The organism is Phocaeicola oris (assembly GCF_021295095.1).
Lineage (GTDB): Bacteria > Bacteroidota > Bacteroidia > Bacteroidales > Bacteroidaceae > Phocaeicola > Phocaeicola oris.
Genome location: NZ_JAJLQX010000019.1, coordinates 1 through 23332, shown reverse-complemented (window position 1 = coordinate 23332; position 23332 = coordinate 1). Strand labels below are relative to the sequence as shown.

At 35.5% G+C, this 23332-nt stretch carries 22 protein-coding genes; 20 read left to right on the top strand and 2 right to left on the bottom strand.

Translation table 11 applies throughout. The features are described 5' to 3' along the window. From LO761_RS09865 to LO761_RS09780, 18 genes are all read left to right on the top strand, one after another. Complete coding sequence (locus LO761_RS09865; RefSeq protein WP_272818121.1) at positions 1–1170, top strand: polysaccharide pyruvyl transferase family protein; 1170 nt, start codon at positions 1–3, stop codon at positions 1168–1170. After that, positions 1167–2351: a Coenzyme F420 hydrogenase/dehydrogenase, beta subunit C-terminal domain gene (locus tag LO761_RS09860; protein WP_272818120.1), complete on the top strand. Its 1185-nt coding sequence runs from the start codon at positions 1167–1169 to the stop codon at positions 2349–2351. Before LO761_RS09865 ends, LO761_RS09860 begins: the two co-directional genes overlap by 4 nt. A gap of 10 nt (positions 2352–2361) precedes the next feature. Next, positions 2362–3252, top strand: coding sequence for an SP_1767 family glycosyltransferase (locus LO761_RS09855; RefSeq protein ID WP_272818119.1), 891 nt, complete (start codon positions 2362–2364; stop codon positions 3250–3252). Continuing rightward, positions 3252–4289 (top strand): glycosyltransferase family A protein, encoded by a 1038-nt coding sequence (locus LO761_RS09850; protein WP_272818118.1) that lies wholly within the window; start codon positions 3252–3254, stop codon positions 4287–4289. The genes LO761_RS09855 and LO761_RS09850 overlap by 1 nt, the downstream gene beginning before the upstream one ends. A gap of 281 nt (positions 4290–4570) precedes the next feature. Further along, positions 4571–5854, top strand: a complete 1284-nt coding sequence (locus LO761_RS09845) for a VapE domain-containing protein (protein WP_272818117.1) — start codon at positions 4571–4573, stop codon at positions 5852–5854. 116 nt (positions 5855–5970) lie between these two features. Next, positions 5971–7191, top strand: coding sequence for a glycosyltransferase (locus LO761_RS09840; protein WP_272818116.1), 1221 nt, complete (start codon positions 5971–5973; stop codon positions 7189–7191). Continuing rightward, the gene (locus LO761_RS09835) at positions 7188–7892 is read left to right on the top strand and encodes a glycosyltransferase family 32 protein (RefSeq protein WP_272818115.1); all 705 of its coding nucleotides are present in this window, start codon (positions 7188–7190) and stop codon (positions 7890–7892) included. Before LO761_RS09840 ends, LO761_RS09835 begins: the two co-directional genes overlap by 4 nt. Then, a complete protein-coding gene (locus LO761_RS09830) occupies positions 7889–8443 on the top strand; it encodes a serine acetyltransferase (protein WP_272818114.1) in 555 nt (184 codons plus the stop codon). The genes LO761_RS09835 and LO761_RS09830 overlap by 4 nt, the downstream gene beginning before the upstream one ends. Before the next feature lie 2 nt (positions 8444–8445). Next, a complete protein-coding gene (locus LO761_RS09825) occupies positions 8446–9348 on the top strand; it encodes a glycosyltransferase family 2 protein (RefSeq protein ID WP_272818113.1) in 903 nt (300 codons plus the stop codon). Beyond that, positions 9345–10412: a glycosyltransferase gene (locus LO761_RS09820; protein WP_272818112.1), complete on the top strand. Its 1068-nt coding sequence runs from the start codon at positions 9345–9347 to the stop codon at positions 10410–10412. The genes LO761_RS09825 and LO761_RS09820 overlap by 4 nt, the downstream gene beginning before the upstream one ends. Before the next feature lie 3 nt (positions 10413–10415). After that, a complete protein-coding gene (locus LO761_RS09815; RefSeq protein WP_272818111.1) occupies positions 10416–11537 on the top strand; it encodes an EpsG family protein in 1122 nt (373 codons plus the stop codon). 137 nt (positions 11538–11674) lie between these two features. Beyond that, positions 11675–12802: a glycosyltransferase family 4 protein gene (locus tag LO761_RS09810; protein ID WP_272818110.1), complete on the top strand. Its 1128-nt coding sequence runs from the start codon at positions 11675–11677 to the stop codon at positions 12800–12802. Between the two features lie 2 nt (positions 12803–12804). Beyond that, on the top strand, positions 12805–13413 hold the full coding sequence (locus tag LO761_RS09805; protein WP_272818109.1) for an acetyltransferase: 609 nt from the start codon (positions 12805–12807) through the stop codon (positions 13411–13413). A gap of 262 nt (positions 13414–13675) precedes the next feature. Next, a complete protein-coding gene (locus LO761_RS09800; protein WP_272818108.1) occupies positions 13676–14275 on the top strand; it encodes a YdcF family protein in 600 nt (199 codons plus the stop codon). A 1-nt stretch (position 14276) separates the two neighbouring features. Continuing rightward, entirely contained in the window at positions 14277–14894 is a 618-nt protein-coding gene (locus tag LO761_RS09795; protein WP_272818107.1) for a sugar transferase, read from the top strand. After that, positions 14895–15335, top strand: a complete 441-nt coding sequence (locus LO761_RS09790) for a S24/S26 family peptidase (RefSeq protein WP_272818106.1) — start codon at positions 14895–14897, stop codon at positions 15333–15335. Positions 15336–15372: 37 nt separating this feature from the next. Beyond that, the gene (locus LO761_RS09785) at positions 15373–17166 is read left to right on the top strand and encodes an ABC transporter ATP-binding protein (RefSeq protein ID WP_272818105.1); all 1794 of its coding nucleotides are present in this window, start codon (positions 15373–15375) and stop codon (positions 17164–17166) included. Between the two features lie 142 nt (positions 17167–17308). After that, positions 17309–19186: a beta-L-arabinofuranosidase domain-containing protein gene (locus LO761_RS09780; protein WP_272818104.1), complete on the top strand. Its 1878-nt coding sequence runs from the start codon at positions 17309–17311 to the stop codon at positions 19184–19186. Between the two features lie 139 nt (positions 19187–19325). Here the strand turns inward: LO761_RS09780 and LO761_RS09775 are convergent, their stop codons facing one another. Beyond that, positions 19326–19577 carry a type B 50S ribosomal protein L31 gene (locus tag LO761_RS09775; RefSeq protein ID WP_272818103.1) on the bottom strand — a complete coding sequence of 84 codons (252 nt, stop codon included), beginning with the start codon at positions 19575–19577 and terminating at the stop codon, positions 19326–19328. A 310-nt stretch (positions 19578–19887) separates the two neighbouring features. On the opposite strand from LO761_RS09775, the gene LO761_RS09770 reads away from it, so the two are divergent. Further along, a complete protein-coding gene (locus LO761_RS09770) occupies positions 19888–20898 on the top strand; it encodes a class II fructose-bisphosphate aldolase (protein ID WP_272818102.1) in 1011 nt (336 codons plus the stop codon). Between the two features lie 138 nt (positions 20899–21036). On the opposite strand, the gene LO761_RS09765 is transcribed toward LO761_RS09770, so the two are convergent. After that, positions 21037–21585 carry a DUF3332 domain-containing protein gene (locus LO761_RS09765; RefSeq protein WP_272818101.1) on the bottom strand — a complete coding sequence of 183 codons (549 nt, stop codon included), beginning with the start codon at positions 21583–21585 and terminating at the stop codon, positions 21037–21039. A gap of 130 nt (positions 21586–21715) precedes the next feature. Here LO761_RS09765 and LO761_RS09760 point away from each other — a divergent pair, with 130 nt between their 5' ends. After that, positions 21716–23143, top strand: a complete 1428-nt coding sequence (locus LO761_RS09760) for an MFS transporter (protein ID WP_272818100.1) — start codon at positions 21716–21718, stop codon at positions 23141–23143. The last annotated feature ends 189 nt before the right edge of the window (positions 23144–23332 follow it).

Genomic DNA, 23332 nt, shown 5'->3' with positions numbered 1-23332 from the left:
ATGGCAAACATTCTTTTATTTGGGCATGGAGGAAGTGCTAATCATGGTTGTGAAGCGATTGTAAGAACTACGGCAGGAATAATAAAGGATAAATTGCCAGATAGTAAATTGTTTCTATGTACTCCCAAAATTAATGAGGATCAACACTATTCTGTTGATAAGATTTGTATTTTAAAAAATGTATCTCAGAATATTAAGAATTTCGATTTTTATATTTCATATTTAAAATACAGATTTACTCATAATTTTGTCTATTTAGATACATATCGTTATAATTCTTTAGTACGACGATTAAGAAAAGAACGAAGTTTTGCATTATCAATAGGAGGAGACAATTATTGCTATGGGGAAAATAAGGAACTTGCATATTTAAATAATTATTTCAATAAACATGGCATAAAAACGATATTGTGGGGTTGTTCTGTAGAACCGTCAGGATTAGATAATCCAAATATTTTAAATGATATGAAAAATTATACATATATCATTTCAAGAGAAAGTTTGACATTTGAAGCAATGAAAAGTCATGGTCTTAATAATGTTTACTTATATCCAGATCCTGCATTTCTACTCAAGAAAGAACAAATAGACGATCACAATTTAATTAAAGAAAATACTGTGGGTATTAATTTAAGTCCATATATTTTAAAATGTGAAGGGAAGAAAGGAATTACTATAAAGAATTTTGTACATTTAATTGAATATATTCTTGAAAATACTTCAATGAATGTAGCATTAATTCCTCATGTTGTTTGGTCTCATAGCAATGATTGTATTCCATTACAGTTACTTTGTAATGAATTTAAAAATAATCAAAGAGTTTCCTTAATTGGAGACGCTTCTGCTTCAGAACTTAAAGGATTAATATCGAAATGTCGATTTATGATCGCCGCTCGTACCCATGCTTCTATTGCAGCTTATTCTTCCTGTGTTCCAACTTTAGTTGTGGGTTATTCTGTCAAAGCAAAAGGTATCGCAAAAGACATCTTTGGAACTTATGATCGTTATGTGTTGCCTGTTCAAACACTGTCTGATGAAAAAGAATTGGTTGAGAGTTTTCAGTGGCTGGTATGTCACGAAACAGAAATACGTACTCATTTGATAGATTTTATGCCGCAATATATTGAAAAAGCCAATGTGGATGGTGAAATTCTTTATGACATGTTATGATAGAAGAATATTTGAACCTTGTTAGTAAAGAAGACTGTTGCGGATGCAATGCTTGTGTAAATATTTGTCCAAGAAATTGTATTTCATTTAAACTTGATGAGCATGGGTCTTATTATCCATATAAAAACAAAGAGAATTGCATTGATTGTGGTGCTTGTGAAATTGTATGCCCTGTACTTCACAATAATTCTTTTAAATTGAATAATAAAATTTATGCTTGTAAAAATAAAAATGATGAAATCAGGAAGATAAGCTCTTCTGGTGGAATCTTTTCCGCTATTGCTAAATGTGTAATTGAACATAAAGGATATGTTGTAGGTGCGGCTTTCTCTAATGATTATTATAATGTCCACCATGTCATCATTGATAATGAAGAAGATTTAGCATTATTAAGGGGAGCAAAATATATTCATAGCAATATAGAAAATACTTTTAAAGAAATAAAAAAGCTTCTTCTCTCAAATATAATTGTATTGTTTAGTGGAACACCTTGTCAAATAGCAGGGTTGAAATCTTTCCTACATCATCAAGAATACATAAATTTAATATGCGTTGATGTCGTTTGTCATGGGGTTCCTTGTACAGGTGTCTATCAGTGGTATATTAAAACATTGGAAAAGAAATATAATTCAAAAGTCATTTTTGTTACGTTCCGTGATAAGAAAAATGGATGGAGAAACTCCTCTGTTGTTTTCAAATTTGAAAATGGAGAAGATTTATCTATGCCGAGTGCTGACAATTCTTATATGAAAGGGTATATAAATAATCTTTATATTCGATCATCATGTACCAAATGTAAATTTAAAGATTTTCAATCTGGTAGTGATTTTACATTGAGTGATTTTTGGGGGAGTAGTGAATTAAGAAAATATAAGAAAGATAATATTGGCGTTTCTGTGGTTTCTGTAAACACCGAAAAAGGTGCGAAAATATTTAATATCATAAAAGACCAGCTTAATGATGTATCATTAATAGATAAAGGCGTAGCATATGTCTTTAATGAAAACGTTTCAATTTCTGCTAAAATAAATTCTCGAAGTCAGGAATTTCTGGCGAATTATAGAACAGAAGATTTTGACCGTTTAATCAACCAATATGTTCCTAATCAACCTATTGAAATAAAGTCATCTCAAAGTTTTATATATACTATTAAAAGATTTATATATTTATTATTTCACTAAATTGGATAGTATGAATTTTATTAAAAAGTTTCTTTTGAATATTTACAACTGGATTTTAGAAGAAAATGATAAATTGTATCCGTATTTGCATCAATCTCCTAAAGTTAAAGGAATAATAGAAACATTGGAATATATAAGAGACCATAAGTGTTCAGTAGTTAGATACGGAGATGGTGAATTTAAGCTTATGTTTGGGATTAAAACCGCTTTCCAGCATGTAGATGTCAGATTATCTAAGAATTTGTCTAAAATTTTAAAATCTAAAAATTCATCTATCATAATATGTATTCAGCCAATGTTTAAGAGTCTTTCAAAGTATAAGGAGGATGAACAGCAATATTGGAGAAATTATAATATTCTTAATAGAAAAAAAAATCTTTCTCAGTTAGATCTTTCAAAGACATATTATGATTCGTTTATTAGTAGATGTTATATGCCTTATAAAGACAAATCTATTGCTGATAAATGTTTTATACTTTGGAAACAGATTTGGAATTCAAAGGATTTGCTTATAATTGAAGGCGAGAAAACCAGATTGGGTGTTGGTAATGATTTGTTTAATAATGCTAAAAGCATACAACGAATATTATGTCCCAATGAAAATGCTTTTGATTATTATGATCAATTATTAAAAACTGCTCAAAAATTCTCAAAGAATTATCTTATATTGTTAGCAGTCGGGCCTACAGCTACAGTTTTAGCTTATGAATTAGGAAAATTAGGTTATTGGGCAATTGATATTGGTCATTTGGACATTGAATACGAATGGTATTTAAGTAAAGTTGAGTCAAAAGTACCTGTCCATAATAAGTATGTTAATGAAGCTGGTGGAGGTCATAATATCGGAGAAGAATTAGACGAGAAATATTTGAAAGAAATAATGTATAAAATTGGTGTCTGATGGGAAGTTTGCCTTTAGTTAGCATTATAATGCCATGTTATAATAGTAAAGATTATTTAAAACGTTCTTTGGGTTCAGTATTATCTCAAACTTATTCTAATATTGAATTGGTTTTGGTTGATGACGGATCAAATGATAATACCTTGGAGATAGCGAAATCTTATATCCCAAAGTTTTCTGATAAAGGATACGAAATTAATATAATCCAACAAACTAATCAAGGACCTGGATATGCTGCAATAAATGGTTTGGAAAAAGCTAAGGGAGAATTTGTTTCTTATTTAGATTCCGACGATATGCTTTTGCCTCAATCTGTTGAAGTTCGGGCTACTATATTAATAGATAATCCTCAATGCAATTGTTCAAGAACGAATGGATATAAGGTTTTTGAGAGTAATCTTGATGGAAAAGATTTGATAGTGGTAAACGATGAAGAGAAGTATTCTAAAAATATGTTTGAAGATTTGGTATTAGGTAAAGCTAATAATTTTCCAGGAACATTTATGGTGAGAACTTCAGCATTGCAATCGTATTATAAAGATAAATCTATTCTAAAATCTGATTTTGGTCAAAATCTTCAGATGTTAATGCCAGGAACATGGAAATCTGAAAGTATCTATGTCGATCGACCGTTAATGAAGTACATTATGCGTCAAGGGTCTCATAGTCATCCAAAATCTGTAGAAGAAAAATTAAGATTAAGTCATGGATATTATCAAATTCGGAGTCAAATGTTAGATGTATTAGACTATGATTTCACAGACTTAAAGCATCAGATGGAAATTGTATTTACAAGAATTTGGATTTCTATTGTGTTGCAATATCCTTTTAAAGAAGATGAGAAAGATAAGCAGAAAAAATTATATTATAAGTATTATAATCATTTAAAATCAATAGGTGGCCTAAATCTTGAATACAGAACAGCAAATGCAGCATTTGAACACTCAAAGTATTTAATGTATTATAGAATATTGTATAAAATGTTTCGCTATTGTCCGTTAAATTTAGCAGAAGTTTTTGTAAAGTGTTGGGCATAAAATGATTAATTTATGCGCATTAAATCAGAAAAACTCTTGATAAATTTGTTCGTCTGTCCGCATCACTTTAGTAAATGATGGTCAGTAAGTAGATGGATAATAAGCTTCTCATAAAACAGAAATAAAAAATAAAATACATTTGCCACTTTTTAGCTTTATTTATTTGAATGCCTGATGGTTAAGCGTTGCAAACCATGGTGGTTTTGTGACATTTGGCAGTTGAAAAAAGTTTCTGTATATTTGTACTGACAAATAAATAGATTAACTAAAAACCTGATAAAATGAAAAAATCAAGTAAAAAAGAAGCTAAAAAGCAGCAGGATCCGGTTAGTACCATATTGGCCTCTATTAAACAGAACTCGGAGTTGAACCAGTCATGCGCTCAGGCACTGATGAACCTCCAGCAGAAATTGACTAAGATGAAAACAAAAAAACAGTCAAAGGTCAAGATGGAAGACATCATTAACTATCTTAGTTCCAAGTATGAATTCCGGCACAATGAATTGACAGATGTTACGGAGTACCGTCACAAGGGTTCCGAAGAGTGCTTTATGCCTATTGATGATCGTGCGTTGAACGGTATCCGAGTAGAAGCTCATCTTGACGGCTTGGTCTGCTGGCGGAATGTTATACCAACTATTGTTCTGTCAACAAAAGTGAAAGAATACAGCCCGGTGAGAGACTATATGAACGCATTGCCCGATTGGGATGGTGTAGACCGTGTGATTCCATACTTAAAACGTGTTTCGGATAAAGAATATTGGTTGCGTACCGGGAAATACTGGTTTCGTGCTTTAACGTCTCAGATGATGGGCATTACACGTAAGTATGGTAATACCATGATTCCGGTTCTTATTAGCGAAGAGCAAGGATTGGGTAAGAGTACGTATTGTGCAAACTTATTACCGAATAGTTTGCGTACTTTCTATCTGGATAACATAGACTTGGTTCCGGCCAAGAAGCCGGAAAATAAGTTGGCGCAGGTGGTACTGATTAATCTGGATGAGATTAACCGGTTCAGCGAAAAGCGTTTTACCGATCTGAAGAACTTGTCGCAGATGACGCAGGTGCGTTTATACAAGAACAAACATTTGGGGTATGTGACCGTTCCTCGTCTGGCATCGTTCATTGCTACGACTAATACCAAACAGGTATTGTCCGATCCTACCGGTAGTCGACGTTTTATCTGTGTGGAGGTGGATCATCAGATTGATTCGAGTGAGCCGGAACATAAACAATTTTTCGCTCAGCTGAAAAAAGAAGTGGAACAGGGTTTGAAAGATTATATGACGCACGAAGAAGAAAAAGAACAGCAGAAAATTAATAAGGCATATTATAAGTTGGGGCCATTGGAGAATGCATTCTTCAGAATATTCCGAAAGGCAAAAGAAAATGAGAAGGGTGCTTGGCTCAATTCTGCAGAGATTTATGATGAGATGCAAATTACTTATCCGAAATTGGTTAAAGGGTTAACACCCAGACAGCTGATGCATCGTTTCTTGAGTTTTAGGATAGAGATTAAACGTATTAATACCGGTACGGTTTATCACCTAACTAGATTATAAAAATATGCTTTTGTCACTTTATTACCATGGTTTGCAACTGGTAAAGTAATGATACATAGATTGTTATACGTAAGAAGTGGCAAAGTGGTGAACGTCTTTAAAAATTTGTTTTATTCGTGAAAAAGCGGATTTTCATAGCAATTCATTATCTGGAGATTGGTGGAGCCGAGATAAGTTTAATAGGCTTGTTGCAAGCTATAGACTATTCCAAGTATGATGTAGACTTGTTTTTGTATAGTCATCGGGGTGAGCTGATGCAATATGTTCCAAAGGAAGTGCACCTTCTTCCGGAAATTCAGGCTTATGCTTATATTGAGCAACCGATGAAAGAGACATTGTTGGCAGGGCAGTTTGGAATAGTGTATGGCCGCTTGAAAGCCCAAATACAATTTAAGAAATATCAGATAGCAAAGAATCCGAGTGATGCTTCTTCATTTTTTTCTTATATTTTTAATAATGTAGAACCATATCTCCCTTCTCTAAAGATGTTTGGACAATATGATTTGGCTATCAGTTTTCTTACTCCTCATAACATCGTTCTTCATAAGGTAGATGCGAAGAAAAAAGTAGCTTGGATTCATACCGATTATAGTCAAATTGATGTGAATATAGATTTGGAATTGCCTATTTGGACAGGGTATGATCATATAGTTTCTATTTCTCCCGATGTAACGAGGAATTTTTTAAAAGTATTTCCTATTTTAAAAGGAAAGATTGTAGAGATAAAAAACATACTTTCGTCTGAGTTTGTTAGAACTCGTGCGAGTGAGTCCGGAGGTATGAGTTTAGAGTTTAGAGCACAAAGTGTCGCTAATAAGAAAAATCATATAAATTTATTATCTGTTGGTCGTTTTTGCGAAGCTAAAAACTATGATAATATACCGAATATTTGCCGACATCTTCGCGATAAAGGATTGGATGTAAATTGGTATTTGATAGGTTATGGTGGTGATGAAACCTTAATTCGTCAGAAGATTGTAGAAGAAGGAATGAAAGATTATGTGATTATATTAGGAAAAAAAGAAAATCCATATCCGTATATCAGAGCATGTGATATATATGTTCAGCCATCTCGCTATGAAGGGAATTCCGTTACTGTTCGTGAAGCCCAGATATTGTGTAAACCGGTAGTGGTGACGAACTATGCGACAGCGGCCAGTCAGATAAATGATGGTTTAGATGGAATAATTGTTCCGCATGATAATACCCAATGTGCTGAAGGAATTTATAATTTTATACAGAATAAATCTCTTCAAGAAAAGATAATAGATTACCTGAAATCTCATAATTATGGGAATATGAGGGAAGTGGAAAAAGTGTACAGATTAATAACATGATTCCGAAGATTATTCATTATTGTTGGTTTGGAAGAAATCCTCTCCCGAAGTCTGCTCAGAAATGTATAGCCAGTTGGAAGAAATATTTTCCAGAATATGAGATAAAGGAATGGAATGAGGATAACTTTGATGTGAACATAATCCCTTATACAAGAGATGCTTATAAGGCAAAGAAGTATGCCTTTGTTAGTGATTATGCTCGTTTTTGGATATTATATTACTATGGTGGAGTATACTTTGATACGGATGTAGAAGTTATTAAGCCTATGGATGATATTATTAATAATGGTTCTTTTATGGCATGGGAAAAACCAAGTAATGGAGTTTATAGAATTGCTCCGGGATTAGGCATTGCCGCAGAAAAGGAATTGCCATTATATTCAGAGATATTGAATAGGTTTTCGAAACTGAGTTATTATCAAGAAAATGGTTCCAGAAATAATTACACTATGATTCCTATGATAAATGATATCATGTTGAATTATGGACTAATAAATAATGGATTAAAACAAACTGTTGTTGATGTGATTATTTATCCGGAAGATTATTTTTGCCCTATGAATGCTATTTCAGGGCATGTGACAATAACAAATAATACTAAAACTATTCATTGGTATACTATGTCATGGGCATCAAAAAAATATCAAATACGATTTATGATTGGAAGATTCTTTAGAAAGATATTATTAAAGGATTTATGAATAAAATTATTAAACAAGATTTATATAGATATGAAGGAAATAGATGTGAATCATTAAGGATTCAACTTCGTTATTTTTTCTTTGTCCCTGGATTTACATATATTTATTTCTTTCGGAGAGTACAATTATCTAAGAATGTTTTGATAAAAGCATTCTTTTATTTCTTTTTGAAAGTCACGTCTTATATTACGCATATTCAAATTCCGCCATCTACTAATATTAAAGAAGGGTTTCGCATTGTTCATTTTGGGACTATCGTTGTAAATCCTGAAGTTAAGATTGGCCGCAATTTTAATATTTCAGAAGGAACATTAATAGGTAATGCTCAAGGAAAATTAGCAGGAGTTCCAACTATTGGAGATAATGTTTGTATGAATGCAAATTCCATCATTATTGGAAAATGTAAAATAGGAAATAATGTATTAATTGCTCCTGGTGCTTTTGTTAATTTTGACGTTCCTGATAATTCTATTGTTATTGGTAATCCGGGAAGGATAATTCAAAGAGATAGTTCACCTTCTGATAAATATATAGTTTATCCATTACCATAATTATGTCTGAGACATTAACCATATTTACTCCTGCTTTTAATAGAGCACATACTTTGCTACGAACTTATCAAAGTTTGTGCAGACAAACATGCCAGGATTTCGAATGGTTGATAGTGGATGATGGTTCCACTGATAATACGAAAGAGTTGGTAGATGGCTGGATTGAAGAGAATAAAATTTCTATTCGATATATTCATCAGGAAAATCAGGGAATGCATGGAGCTCATAATATGGCCTATCGGAATATAACAACAGAATTGAATACTTGTATAGATTCCGATGATTATATGCCGGATGATGCTGTAGAGAAAATTGTTTCTTTGTGGAGAGAGAAAGGTTCAGAGAAATATGCAGGTATTATAGGGTTAGATGCTAAAATAAATGGTAGTATTATTGGCCAGAAGTTCCTTACTGATTTGGAAGAAACAACTTTGCGAGGATATTATGAAGATTTACATGGCACCGGAGATAAAAAGTTAGTTTATCGGACGGATGTGATAACTAAGTACCCGGAATACCCTTTATTTAAAGGTGAAAAGTATTTTGCTTTAGCATATAAATATTATATGGTCGATTGCGACTACCCACTTCTCGTTTCGAATGATATTTATGTTATAGTTGATTATCAGAAAGATGGATCCAGTATGGGAATGTGGAAACAATATTGGAATAATCCCAAAGGCTTTGCTTTTTTCCGTCGTTTTGATATGATGCAAACAAAATCTATAAAGCGTAAATGGATAGATAATATTCATTATGTCTCTCACTCTATCCGTTTCAAGAATATTCATTTTCTGAAAGAGTCTCCAATGAAAATTATGACGTTTTTTTCTATTGTTCCAGGATTAGTGCTTTATGAAGTTAATAGGTATAAAGTAAAAGTCGGTAAATTATATAAGGTATGAAAATCCTTCAAGTAATTACTTCTTTACGGACTGGCGGAGCTGAAAAACTGGTTATAGATTTAGTCCCTCGATTAAGAGAAAAAGGGAATCAGATAGATGTGGCTTTATTTGATGGAATAGATACTCCTTTTAAACATAGGTTGAAGGAATGTGGTTGTAAAGTATATGATTTAGGACATTCTATGTATAGTCCGATGTGCATTTTTAAATTAATTCCTTTAATGAAACTGTACGATGTGGTTCATACTCATAATACTTCTTCCCAGCTATATGCAGCTATTGCCAATAAATTCGTTCATACAAAACTTGTGACTACGGAGCATAGTACGAACAATAGACGAAGAAGTAATAGATTGTTTTATTATTTGGATCAATGGATGTATAAACAATATGATCATATTGTCTGTATTTCAGATAAAGCAAAAGACAACTTGATTTCATATCTTGGAAAAAAAACGAATAATATCGTAACTATATATAATGGAGTTGATGTGGAATTTTTCCAACAAGCTAAACCTAACATGGAGTGGCGGAAGGATTCGAAACCTTTTGTTATAGTGATGGTTGCCAGTTTACATTGGCAGAAAGATCAAGATACGGTAATTAAGTCTTTGGCTTATCTGCCAAAAGATGATTTTGAATTCTGGATTGTTGGCGATGGTAATAGGAAATGGGAATTGCAGCATCTGATCGAGAATTTAAAAGTTGAAAGTATAGTTAAGTTTTGGGGAATACAAAGTGATATTGCTGAAATATTGCATACTGCAGATGTGGTAATTATGTCTTCTCATTTTGAAGGCTTATCGTTATCAAGTATAGAAGGTATGTCTGTAGGCAAACCATTTATAGCCAGTGATGTAGACGGGCTACATGAAATAGTGAAGGATGCAGGTCTTTTATTTCCACATCAGGATGCAGAAGCTTTATCTAAAATATTGTTACATTTGCGACAAGATAAAGAATATAGTAAGCAAGTTGCCGATACTTGTTATGAAAAAGCGAAACAATATGACATCAGTAAAATGGTAGGAGCTTACGATAGTTTATATAAATCGTTGAAATAAATTATGATTATTGATTTTGTTCCAATTCAACAATACACTCATTGCTTCCATATAGCATTATTAATATTAGTTTTATTTGCTGTATTTCAATGTCAGCGGGGAGTTATTTTCCGTAAAGATGTTGTAAATATGGATGCAGGTTGGGGATTTGTTATCGCTTCATTGATTATTATTTATATGGGTTTGAGGCTGGTTAGTGCACAATTTGGAGATACAATGAATTATTATAAGATGTTTAAGGATATTGCTAATGGAATAGATATTGGAGATAAAAGTCAAGAAGATATAATTTTTTATACTACTTTGCATTGGTTTGCCAAATATAGCAATATTCATTCTTTCTTTTTGTTATGCGCATTTTTATATGTAGCCCCTCTTTGGTTAGCCATGGTTAGAATATTTAAAAGTTATTATTGGATACCATTTCTTGTTATTTTAAGCATGTTTACATTTTGGCAATATGGTGTAAATGGTGTAAGAAATGGTGTAGGAGCTTCTTTATTTATATTGGCAATGACATACGTAGAGAATCTACCTGTTATGGCATTATTAAGTGTATTAGCTATTGGCTTTCATAAATCTGTATTGCTAATGGTTGCAGGGGGAGCTTTAGCTTGGTTTATAAAGAATAGCTACTATTATTTGGCAGGTTGGATTCTCTGTGTTATTGTTTCTTATTTTTTTGGTGGACAGATACAAAATTATTTGGCTGGAATTGATTTTATGGCTGGCGATGAACGCTTTTCCGGATATATGACAGGAGAAAATATGGTTGGCGAAATCGTCCAAATGAGTATGGTCTTTCGTTGGGACTTCTTGTTATATAGTTCAATGGCTGTTGTCGTTGGTTATTATTTTATTTTTAGGCGAGATTTTAAGGATGAATATTATCATTGGATTTATAATACCTATTTGGCAACTAATGCGTTTTGGATTTTGGTTATTCGTGCTGCCTATTCTAATCGTTTTGCTCAAATATCTTGGTTTATCATGCCTATAGTATTGATTTATCCTTTTATGAAACAACGCTTTTGGACTAATCATGAGAAAATGTTGGGATATGCTATTCTTACATTCTATGCTTTTGCATTCTATGAGAATATTTTAAAAAGTGGGATTTTATGATTAAAATAATCAATACTTTTATAGGAATGGAAAATATCTTTCTTATGTTTTCTTCATTCTATTGGTATTTTCTGTTCAAAGGATAAGTCTTTTATAGTGGTGACGGATTTGCTTGTCAGTCTTAACTATCTGAGGAAATGAAATTAATACGAATTACTACTATTCCACTTTCACTGAATAAATTATTAACCGGTCAACTGAAGATGTTGAACGAATATTATGAGGTGATTGCTGTTTCTTCACCAGGAAAGGACTTGGAAGAGGTGTCAACGCGGGAAAAGGTGCGTGTGGTAGAAATACCTATGGAACGGCATATCGCCCTGTTGAAAGATATGGTGTCGCTATTAAAATTGATACGATTGTTTCGGAAAGAAAGACCGGGTATTGTCCATTCGCTGACGCCAAAAGCCGGATTACTCTCCATGTTGGCAGCTCGGATTTGCAGAGTCCCTGTTCGTATTCATACTTTTACCGGATTAATATTCCCTTCTGCTATAGGATGGAAACGAAAGTTGCTCATGATGACTGACCGAATAACTTGCAGTAGTGCTACTTACATTAACCCTGAGGGGGTAGGCGTAAAGCATGATTTGGAGGAAAATCATATCACGAAGAAACCGCTCCATATCATAGCGAATGGTAATGTGAACGGTATAGACCTGACTTATTATAATCGTATTGATGAGGTAATGAAAGCGGCTATTCCTTATACAGATAGAAAGATGTTCACATTTTGTTTTGTCGGACGTATGGTGCATGATAAGGGCATCAATGAACTGGTCAGTGCTTTTGATAAGTTATATAAGCTGCATCAGGATATTCGGCTCATTTTAGTTGGTCCCTTTGAAGATACACTGGATCCGATTTCTCCAAAGATAAAAGAGCTGATTTTGCATCATCCGAACATTCTTTTTATGGGTTGGCAGAGTGATATTCGTCCGTTTTTAGCAGCATCGGACGCGTTTGTCTTTCCGAGTTATCGGGAAGGATTTCCCAATGTACTACTTCAGGCAGGAGCCATGGATTTACCGTGTATAGTAACGGACATTAACGGCTGTAATGAAATCATTGTGGAAGGAAAGAATGGTACGATTATTCCTGCAAAAGATGAGGCTAAATTGTATGATACCATGCAGAATTGGTATGAGCATCGGGAAAAAATATTAACTTTGTCGAGGAATGCCAGACAGATGATTGCCGAGCGTTATGAACAAAAGCAATTGTGGGCAGCATTATTAGATGTTTATAAAAGTTTGGAGCAGTAGTTATGTATTTATATGGAGCCGGTGGCCATGCCAAAGTGATTCGTGATATTTTAGAAGCAAATGGCATAATATTCTCTGGTATTATTGATGATAATCCGAAAGAGAAAAGTTTTATGGAACAGGAGATAAAGCATTCTTTAGATGGAGTGGGTGAGGTGATTATCAGCATTGGTTCAAATAAGAAGCGTAAACTATTGTCTGAAAGACTTTTTAAGCGAGGTATCATCTTTGGAACAGCTATTCATCCGTCAGCTATTCTTTCGAAATACGCAAAGGTGGAAGAAGGGACAGTTGTGATGCAAGGGGCTATCATTCAGAGCTGCACGCATATTGGGAAACATTGCATTATTAATAGTGGCGCATCTATTGATCATGATAATGAAATAGAAGATTATGTTCATATCTCTCCACACGCAACTCTTTGTGGTGAGGTTACTGTTGGTGAGGGAACATGGATTGGTGCGGGGACGGTACTGAAACAATGTACGAAAATAGGGAAGTGGAGTGTTATTGGTGCCGGTTCGGTAGTGGTGAGCGATATTCCGGATGGAGTGTTAGCCTATGGAAATCCGTGTAGAGTAGTACGGTTAATTAATGATGATATTAAGTAGTTTTCAACCCCTCAGTCACATCATGGTTGAATGGCATAACTTAATAAAACGTGCAATTATCCGAATACTCGCGACTTAAGACTAAAGTATTATGCAGATAATAATATATAATATACTATCAACTTTAATAACCTCGCCCTATTTCTATATTATTGTTCCTCTTATGATTATGTTAGTGGTGAAGAGGGAACATAAAAAGACGCGGATTATGTTCTTTATATTAAGCCTGTTTTTTTTCTTGTTTTTTACGAATATGCCTTTGATGAGTTTTTTTCAAAAGGAATGGTATCAAGAATATAATCATCCGTTACCAGATGGGAAGGTATATACTTATGGCATAGTGCTGGGCGGTTACAGTGATTGGGATTCAAACTGGAAACGGCCTGAGTTCGGGGAGAATGCGGACAGACTTATTGATGGCATACAACTTTATAAGGAAGGACGGGTAAAGAAATTGGTTTTAGCTTCGGATGGTTCCATTATAGACTGTTCGAATGTGACTGGATTAAGTGGTAATCCGGAAGGGATGATACATTTCCTCAATAATATGGGAGTTCCGTCGGAAGATGTGATTTTGGAAACAAAAGCAAATTCTACGATGGAGAATGCTGTTTTAACATTAAATCTTATTGGTGATAGCTTGAAACTTCAACCTTCGTTGCTGATTACTTCTGCAATTCACATGCGCCGTTCTATTATGGCTTTTAATAAAGTTGGAATATTCTCTGATACCTATATTACGGATACTATTATTGACAGAGGTGATCCGGCTACATTTATTCCATCACCTGCTGCGATAGTGCAATGGCAGGCGTTATTGCATGAATGGGTTGGATACATTTACTATAAAGTAATGAAGTAGTATGAATTCCTTTTATGCGAAATATGTGAAGCGGAGTTTAGATTTTTTGATAGCATTAATTATGCTGATTGCTCTTTTTCCATTGCTTTTACTAATAATTATCTTTTTGCATTTCGCGAATAAGGGAGCAGGATCATTTTTTTTACAGGACCGACCCGGATTGCATGGGAAGATTTTTAAAATTATAAAGTTTAAAACAATGACGGACGAACGGGATGCCGATGGGAATTTGCTTTCTGATGAGAGACGTTTGACGAAAATTGGGAGTTTTATCCGATCTGTTTCGATCGATGAACTGCCTCAGTTGGTGAATGTGCTGAAAGGTGATATGGCGCTGATTGGTCCGCGTCCTTTATTGGTGGAATATTTATCTTTATATAATAAAGAACAGATACGTCGGCATGATGTACGTCCGGGAATTACCGGTTGGGCACAAGTGCATGGACGGAATGCTCTAAGCTGGAAACGGAAGTTTGAAATGGATGTGTGGTATATTGATCATCTCTCGTTAAAGATAGATTTGCAAGTTATATTGTTGACTGTCAAGAATGTGTTTCAACAGCGTGATATTTCGCATGAGGGTGAGGCTACCATGGAATTATTTAATGGAAACAATTAGATGTTGTACGAAGTAAATACAGAAAAGTATATTTCAATGCTTCGTTCACTGGTGGAGGAGGAGAGAGATGTCTCACTTCTTATCTCAGGAAGTAGTATGGCTCCATTCTTAATTCATCATCGCGATACTATTCTGTTTGGCAAGCCCGACCGTCCGTTACGTCGTGGTGATATGGTGTTTTATCAGCGTTCTACCGGTCAATTTGTGATGCACCGAATATATAAAGTAAAGATTGATGGTTATTATGTAGTAGGTGATGCTCAGACAGAAATTGAGGGCCCTTTGAATAAAAATCAGATTTTCGCTATTGTTAAGAAAGTACAGCGAAAAGGGAAATGGATAGGGCCTAATAATTTTATGTGGAAATTTTTTGAAAGAATTTATATCAGGCTTGTGCCCGTACGACCGTTAATTGTTAAATTATACGGACTGTTTAGATAATTTGGCTTGTTCTTTTATATTTGTATCCGATTGAAAAATGGAAGAGAATAGTGCAGAGCAGAGAAGCAAAAGTACCTCCTTTGAATCATTAGATATACTGATTAGGAAGTGGAGAGATGGTACTTTTAGAGAAATATTGGATGACTGGAAGTGGATTTTTACATATAGTCTCCGATATAAAGGTGCTATTATCTTTTATTTGATACTCGGTATCTTTAGTACGACAATGGGATTAATTGGAAGTATTGCAGGGAAGTATTTAATTGATATTATTACTGGTTATCAAACTGATAAACTTTGGCTGTTAATAACTATTGCCGTGGGGAGTACTGTTCTGGGATTAGTTTTTAGCAGTATTATCAGTCGGGTCACAACTAAGTTGAGCATTTATATTAATAACGATATACAATTAGACCTATTTAATAAGATTATTGATGCTGACTGGATGGAGATAAACCGATATAGTAATGGTGATGTATTGAATCGCTTTACGAGTGATGCCGGAACAGTTAGCGGGAACGCTATCAGTTGGTTGCCATCTATTATTATTGCGATGTATCAGTTTATTGCTACGTTTATTGTTATTATGCATTATGACGTTATTATGGCGATTTTGGCTTTTGCAAGTGCTCCATTTATGTTGGCTGTTTCACGCTTTGTTATTTCAAAACAGCGAGATTATAATAAGAAAGTGCGTGAGATGAGTAGTGATATGATGACATTTGAGGTAGAAACATTCTATAATTTTGATACTATCAAGTCATTCGGTGTAGCTGATCAATATAGTAAAAAATTGCGTTGGTGGCAGGAAAAGTTCAGGAATATAAGCTTGAAGTACAATATGTTCTCTATCAAAACAAATATATTCATGTCGATGGTAGGCATGCTGGTTCAGTTCACGGCTTTCGGATATTGTTTGTGGCGTTTATGGACTCACTCTATCACATACGGTACAATGACACTTTTTATGCAGCAGCGTTCTGCTTTGTCCGGAGCTTTTAATGGCGTTTTAGGTATCATTCCCGGATTTTTGAATAGTTCCGTTTCTGCTCATCGTATCCGTGAGATTGTGCAGTTACCAAAAGAAATACATATTCCTCAAAGCTCTGAATTGGATAAGTATAGTGACAAAGGCTTCACGGTGCAGATGAACAATGTAGATTTCGCTTATATTCAAAATAATAAGGTTATCACAAATTCAGAATTTATTGCTCATCCTGGAGAAATTGTAGCGTTGGTAGGTCCTTCAGGAGAAGGAAAAACAACAATGCTGCGATTGATCCTTGGCTTGATTCATCCACAAAATGGTGAAGCATTGATTCGCGCATACGATGGAAAAGAAGTTCAAATGAATGTTGAAACCCGTCATTTGTTTTCGTATGTTCCTCAAGGTAACACCATCCTTTCCGGAACAATTGCTGAGAATATGCGAATGGCGAAGGAAGATGCAACGGATGAGGAGATTGTGGAGGCACTGAAGATAGCATGCGCATGGGATTTTGTTCAGAAATTATCGGATACTTACAACCATAAGATAGGAGAGAAAGGTCGTGGATTCTCTGAAGGTCAGACTCAACGGATTGCTATTGCCAGAGCTGTTCTTCGTAACGCTCCTATTTTACTTTTAGATGAAGCGACTTCAGCACTTGATGTTACAACTGAGCGAGCTGTATTGCGTAACATTATCCAACAAAGACCAAACAAAACATGTATTGTTACCACTCATCGTCCCACTGTTTTGAATATGTGCCAACGGGTTTATAGAGTGATGCAGACAAAGGTGACTGAACTTTCAGAAGCAGAGTCAGGTAAGATGGCTATGGATTTTTAGAAGTCTCTTTCTGTCTGTATGTTTAGTTTATATTTTGTAATACTACAGATAGAGATTTTTATTTTGAAAAAGAAGAAAAAAGTCGGAATATCCTCAATTTTAATTATTTTTGCTCAACTTAATGAATTAAATCTAACAATATATGAATGTGTATTATAAAATGCTTCTTGGTTGTGCTTGTTTAGTGCTTCCATGGAGTGTTATGGCTCAGGAGAGAAAGAATTTCATAGCTCCCAATATTGATTATATAAAGGTGAGCGGTTATGTCGGGCAACGGATGGATGATTGCTTTGAGGGGCGTATTATAGCTCAGGATGTAGACCATTTGGTTAATCCGTTCAGAACAAAGGCGGAAGATCACCGATGGCAGATGGAATTCTGGGGAAAATGGGTACAGGGAGCTATTGCCGCGTATCGTTATACCGGGAATTCGGAATTATACGATAAGATTAAAAAGAGCGTGGAGGATATGATTTCTACTCAGACACCTGAGGGATATATTGGTAATTACGCGCCCGAGTATCAGTTGACGAATTGGGATGTATGGGGGCGGAAGTATACTTTGCTTGGGCTGTTGAAGTGGTATGATTTGACAAAAGATGAAAAGACGTTAGAAGCAGCATCGAAAGAAATGGATTATTTGCTCAGTCAGGTAGGACCGGGCAAAGTAAACATTGTGGAGACGGGGAACTATCACGGTATGGCCAGTTGTTCTATTCTTGAGCCGACTATGTATTTATATCGTGCTACTAAAAATCAGCAATATTTTGATTTCGCTAAATATATTGTTGAACAGATAGAATCGGCTAATGGGTCAAAATTAATTTCCAAAGCTTTAGCGGGTGAAAACGTTGCGGAGCGTTTTCCTTATCCGGGGGCTGATAATTGGTTCTCTCCACAGCAGGGGCAGAAAGCTTACGAAATGATGTCTTGTTATATCGGCCTCTTGGAGTACTATAAGGAGACTCATAATCAAGATTGCTTAAACGCTGTATTGAAGACTGTTGATAATATTATTGAGAATGAGATTAATGTCGCGGGGTCCGGAAGTTCGTTTGAATGCTGGTATTTCGGTAAGAAGCATCAGGTTCAGCCTACTTATCACACCATGGAGACTTGTGTAACTTTTACTTGGATGCAGCTATGTAATAAGTTGCTTACTCTGACAGGAGATTCCAAGTATGCCGATCAGATGGAATTTTCTATGTATAATGCGTTGATGGCATCGTTGAAAGGTGACGGATCGCAGATTTCTAAGTATAGTCCGTTAGAGGGGCAGCATACGGCTGGTGAGGAGCAGTGTGGAATGCATATCAATTGTTGTAACGCAAACGGACCGCGTGCATTTATGATGATTCCGGATTATGCGATGAAGGTTCAGAATAGCGATGTTTATATCAATTTCTTTGGTCGGGTTGATGCTTATTTCAAGATGGGTAAACAGGAAATTCATGTTCTGCAGGAATCGGAATATCCAAAAACGGGTAATTCTATGATATCGTTCGATATGAAAAAGCAAGCTGATTTTACCGTTTATCTTCGTATTCCGGAATGGAGCAAGGTGAATAAGGTGACTGTAAACGATGAAGTGATTGCGAATGTAACTCCGGGGAAATATGTACCGTTGCGACGAATATGGAAAAGAGGTGATAGGATTTCCATTGAATTCGATATGAGAGGTCGTGTTGTTGACAGAGATCAGCATAAAGCTATTCTCCGCGGCCCGATTGTTTTGGCTCGTGATACTCGTTTTAACGATGGTTTCGTTGATGAGACTTGTGAAATTTTTGATAAAGACGGGTATGTTGATTTGCAACAGGTTGTTCCCACATTTTCTTGGCTGAGTTTCCGGTTGAAAACTACATTGGGTACAGACTTAGAGCGTAGTTATGAACGTACTGTTTCATTCTGCGATTTTGCTTCTGCAGGAGACACTTGGGCTTATAAGGATCGTTACAGAGTTTGGTTACCTCAAACTTTAAATGTAAGGAAAGGAGTTTATAAGACATATAACTATTAGTACTTTGATAGATTTTTTTGTCTTCGCTTCGCTCGTTATATTGAGTTTTTAAGTGTATATATTATCATATAAAAAGGCTGTCTCAACATTCAAAATGAATGAGACAGCCTTTTTATATCGGAGAAAAAATTAATCTAAATTATTTCTTCAAGTGGTTGTAACGGTTATTGAATTTATCAACACGGCCTGCAGTATCAACCAACTTAGATTTACCGGTGTAGTAAGGGTGAGAAGTGTTTGAAATTTCCAATTTTACAAGAGGATAAGTTTCACCTTCAAATTCAACTGTTTCGTTTGTCTTGCAAGTAGAGCGAGACAAAAACATATCTCCATTACTCATATCCTTAAATACGACCGGGCGATACTCTTTTGGATGAAGATCTTTTTTCATTTCAACTTTTATTTTATTATATTTATTTTTTCAATTTTTGTATGGTAACAAAACAATGTGTAATGGTTTTGGTCTGCAAAGATAGACTATTTCTTTTAAAGTAGAAAACTTCTCTCTACTTTTTTATAATCTTTTTTTTCTTAAGGTTTGACCTTTTGTAAACTCTGTATGTCAAACAGTGCCTTTTTATTAGGCTTGTGATAAAATTAAGTTAATTAAAAGTCGTTTTTGTTCAGATTATAAGGATTATGTCACATTTATTACTAATTTTGCGGTGGAAGAATAAATTTAATCACTAAAATTAATACAAATGGTTAATTACAAAGAATTGGGCTTGGTAAACACTCGTGATATGTTTAAAAGAGCCATTAATGGCGGTTATGCCATTCCTGCTTTCAACTTCAATAACATGGAGCAGTTGCAGGCTATTATCAAAGCTTCTTCAGAGTTGCGTTCACCGGTTATCTTGCAGGTATCAAAAGGTGCCCGTAACTATGCTAATGCTACGTTGTTGCGTTACATGGCACAGGGTGCTGTGGAATACGCGAAAGAATTGGGTTGTAAGCATCCTGAGATAGCTCTTCATCTTGATCATGGCGATAGCTTCGAATTGTGCAAGAGTTGCGTAGATTTGGGCTTCTCATCCGTAATGATTGACGGTTCAGCTCTCCCATACGAGGAAAATATTGCTTTGACTCGCAAGGTTGTAGAGTATGCTCATCAGTACGACGTAACTGTTGAGGGTGAGTTAGGTGTATTAGCAGGTGTTGAGGATGAGGTTGCTTCTGAGGAATCTCACTACACTAAACCGGAAGAAGTAATCGACTTTGCTAAGCGTTCCGGTTGTGATTCATTAGCTATCTCTATCGGTACTTCACATGGTGCTTATAAGTTTAAACCTGAGCAGTGTACTCGTGACCCGAAGACCGGTCGATTGGTACCTCCACCGTTGGCATTCGATGTTTTGGATGCAGTTATGGAAAAATTACCGGGATTCCCTATCGTATTACACGGTTCATCTTCAGTTCCACAGGAGTATGTTGATATTATCAATGCTAACGGCGGTAAGTTGCCGGATGCCGTAGGTATTCCTGAGGATCAGTTGCGTAAGGCAGCTAAGAGTGCTGTTTGTAAGATCAATATTGATTCCGACTCTCGTTTGGCATTCACTGCCGCTGTTCGTAAGGTATTTGCTGAAAAACCGGGAGAGTTCGATCCTCGTAAGTATTGTGGTCCTGCACGCGATTTAATGGAGCAGCTCTACAAGCATAAGATTACTGACGTTCTTGGATCAGACAATAAATTAGCTAATCTCGATTAATTCGGTTAGTTGATAAGAAAAGCCATTTCTATTCTCTGTTTGGAGTTTAGAAATGGCTTTTCTTTTTAATAAGTTATGAATCGTAATGTTAAAAAGTGGACTATTTCATTTTTTATCCTCTTTATAAATAGATGTCTGTTATTTCTGAAGAATGGTACCTGTTAATGCAACACGAGCAGTTTCAACACCTTGAGCATCAGGAGTAACAGTCAGTTTTTCTCCATCTTTCATACTTAAGGTAGCCGTACCGTCATCGTTCATCTGAACCAGTTCGTAGCTCATGTTATTCTGAACGGCATTCCAACTTTTCTTCTCCGGATTGAAAACCAAGTCAACAGCGTTATCATCACCTTCTTTAGTGATGGTATAGCCATTCTGAGTAGTGGTAACAGTGTAATTTATACCGTCATTACCTTTAATTTGTTTCTGTTCACCCATACTGGTAACAGGGTTCTCTCCACTCCAAAACTCGATGGAATTGATAACAAGTACATCGGCCAGATATGCAATCTCGTATACAGGGATGATATTGAATGCCAGAAAAACGAGTTCATTGACGAACTTATTGCTTACACTCTGGTTCCAAGTCTTCAAATTGTTCCACAAACTGAACGAACCGATGCACGAAGAAAACATGATGCTACTGCTTAGCAGTATGCAAAGCACGGTAATTTTTCCTTTTCTCATAATCGTTATTATTAAATATGATGTATCTTTCCTCATGCAAATATAGAACTTTTTGCAGAATACATATCAATATTCGTAAATTTATGTATCTTTGCTTACAAAAATTTTAGAATTATTAAAAATAGAAAGTATGGCAGAGAAAATTCAAAGGTTCATCAACGACAATGCCGCTGCGCGTTGGGCTGCTCTTATTTTGATAGCACTGATGATGTTTTTCGGTTACATGTTTGTGGATGTGATGTCTCCACTACAGAGTCTTATCGAAGCAGAGAGAGGTTGGACGCCGTCTGTATTTGGAACGTATGCAGCAGCAGAGTATCTTTTAAATGTTTGCGGATTTCTGATATTAGCAGGAATTATTCTTGATAAGAGCGGTATCCGATTTACCGGAACATTAGCTGCTTCCATGATGTTACTTGGAGCATGTATCAAGTATGTGGGTATCAGTGATTGGTTTCAAGCGACAGCATTTAATGAATGGTTGAACTCGTGGTGGATTTCTCTTCCGGGTAGTGCGAAGATGGCTTCTCTCGGCTTTATGATATTCGGTTGCGGATGTGAGATGGCTGGTATAACCGTATCGAAGTCTATAGCAAAGTGGTTTAAAGGAAAAGAAATGGCTTTGGCTATGGGGGTTGAAATGGCTATTGCACGTGTAGGTGTGTTTGCTATCTTCTCCATCTCTCCTTGGTTGGCTGAGAAATTTGGAACGGTTGTTAAGCCGGTAGCGTTCTGTACTGTTCTGTTACTTATCGGTTTGATTTTTTATTTGGTTTTCTGTGTAATGGATAAGAAATTAGATAAGCAGTTGGGCGCGGTTGAAGATGCCGATCTGGAAGACCAGTTTAAATTGAGCGACGTAAAGGGAATTTTCTCAAGTAGAATATTTTGGATTGTCGCTTTACTTTGTGTACTGTATTACTCTGCGATATTCCCATTTCAGCGTTACGGAGCCAATATGTTGCAGTGTAATTTGAATGGTATAACCGCAAGCGCGGCATCTGATATTTTCCGTTGGTTCCCTATTGGAGCAGCGTTTATTACTCCGTTTCTTGGATCGTATCTTGATCACAAAGGAAAAGGCGCTACTATGTTGATATGGGGCGCTTTACTTTTGATATTTTGTCATTTAATATTTGCGTTTGTGTTACCCGCGACCCATAGCAAGCTCCTTGCTTATTCTACTATTGTCATTTTGGGCGTTTCATTTGCATTGGTGCCCGCGGCTCTGTGGCCAAGTGTTCCTAAGATTATGGAACCTCGTTTCTTAGGTAGTGCCTATTCATTGATTTTCTGGGTTCAGAATATTGGTCTTTGTTTCGTTCCGTTGCTTATCGGTACTGTTCTTCAGGCTGTGAATGCAAATAATCCGGCTGTTATTGCAGCGAAGCAAGCAATAGAAAATGGCGCTACCAATACTTTTATCCCTTATGATTATACGGTTCCTTTGATTATCTTTGCCATGTTTGGGGTGCTTGCCATGTTTTTTGCCATCTATCTGAAGGCTATTGATAAGAAGCATGGTTACGGTTTGGAAGAGCCGAATATTAAGAAGTAATTGGAAGGTATTTGAAGAATATATATTTTGATGGTCAACGTTCTTTTGAATGTTGACCATCATTCTGACTTATACTGATATAAGTAGACACATTTAATAACCATAAAAATGTGTATAACTTATGCGTAAAAAGTACAAACATTACAGTGAGGAAGAAAAATTAAATCTTCTTCGCGAGTATGAGGAGTC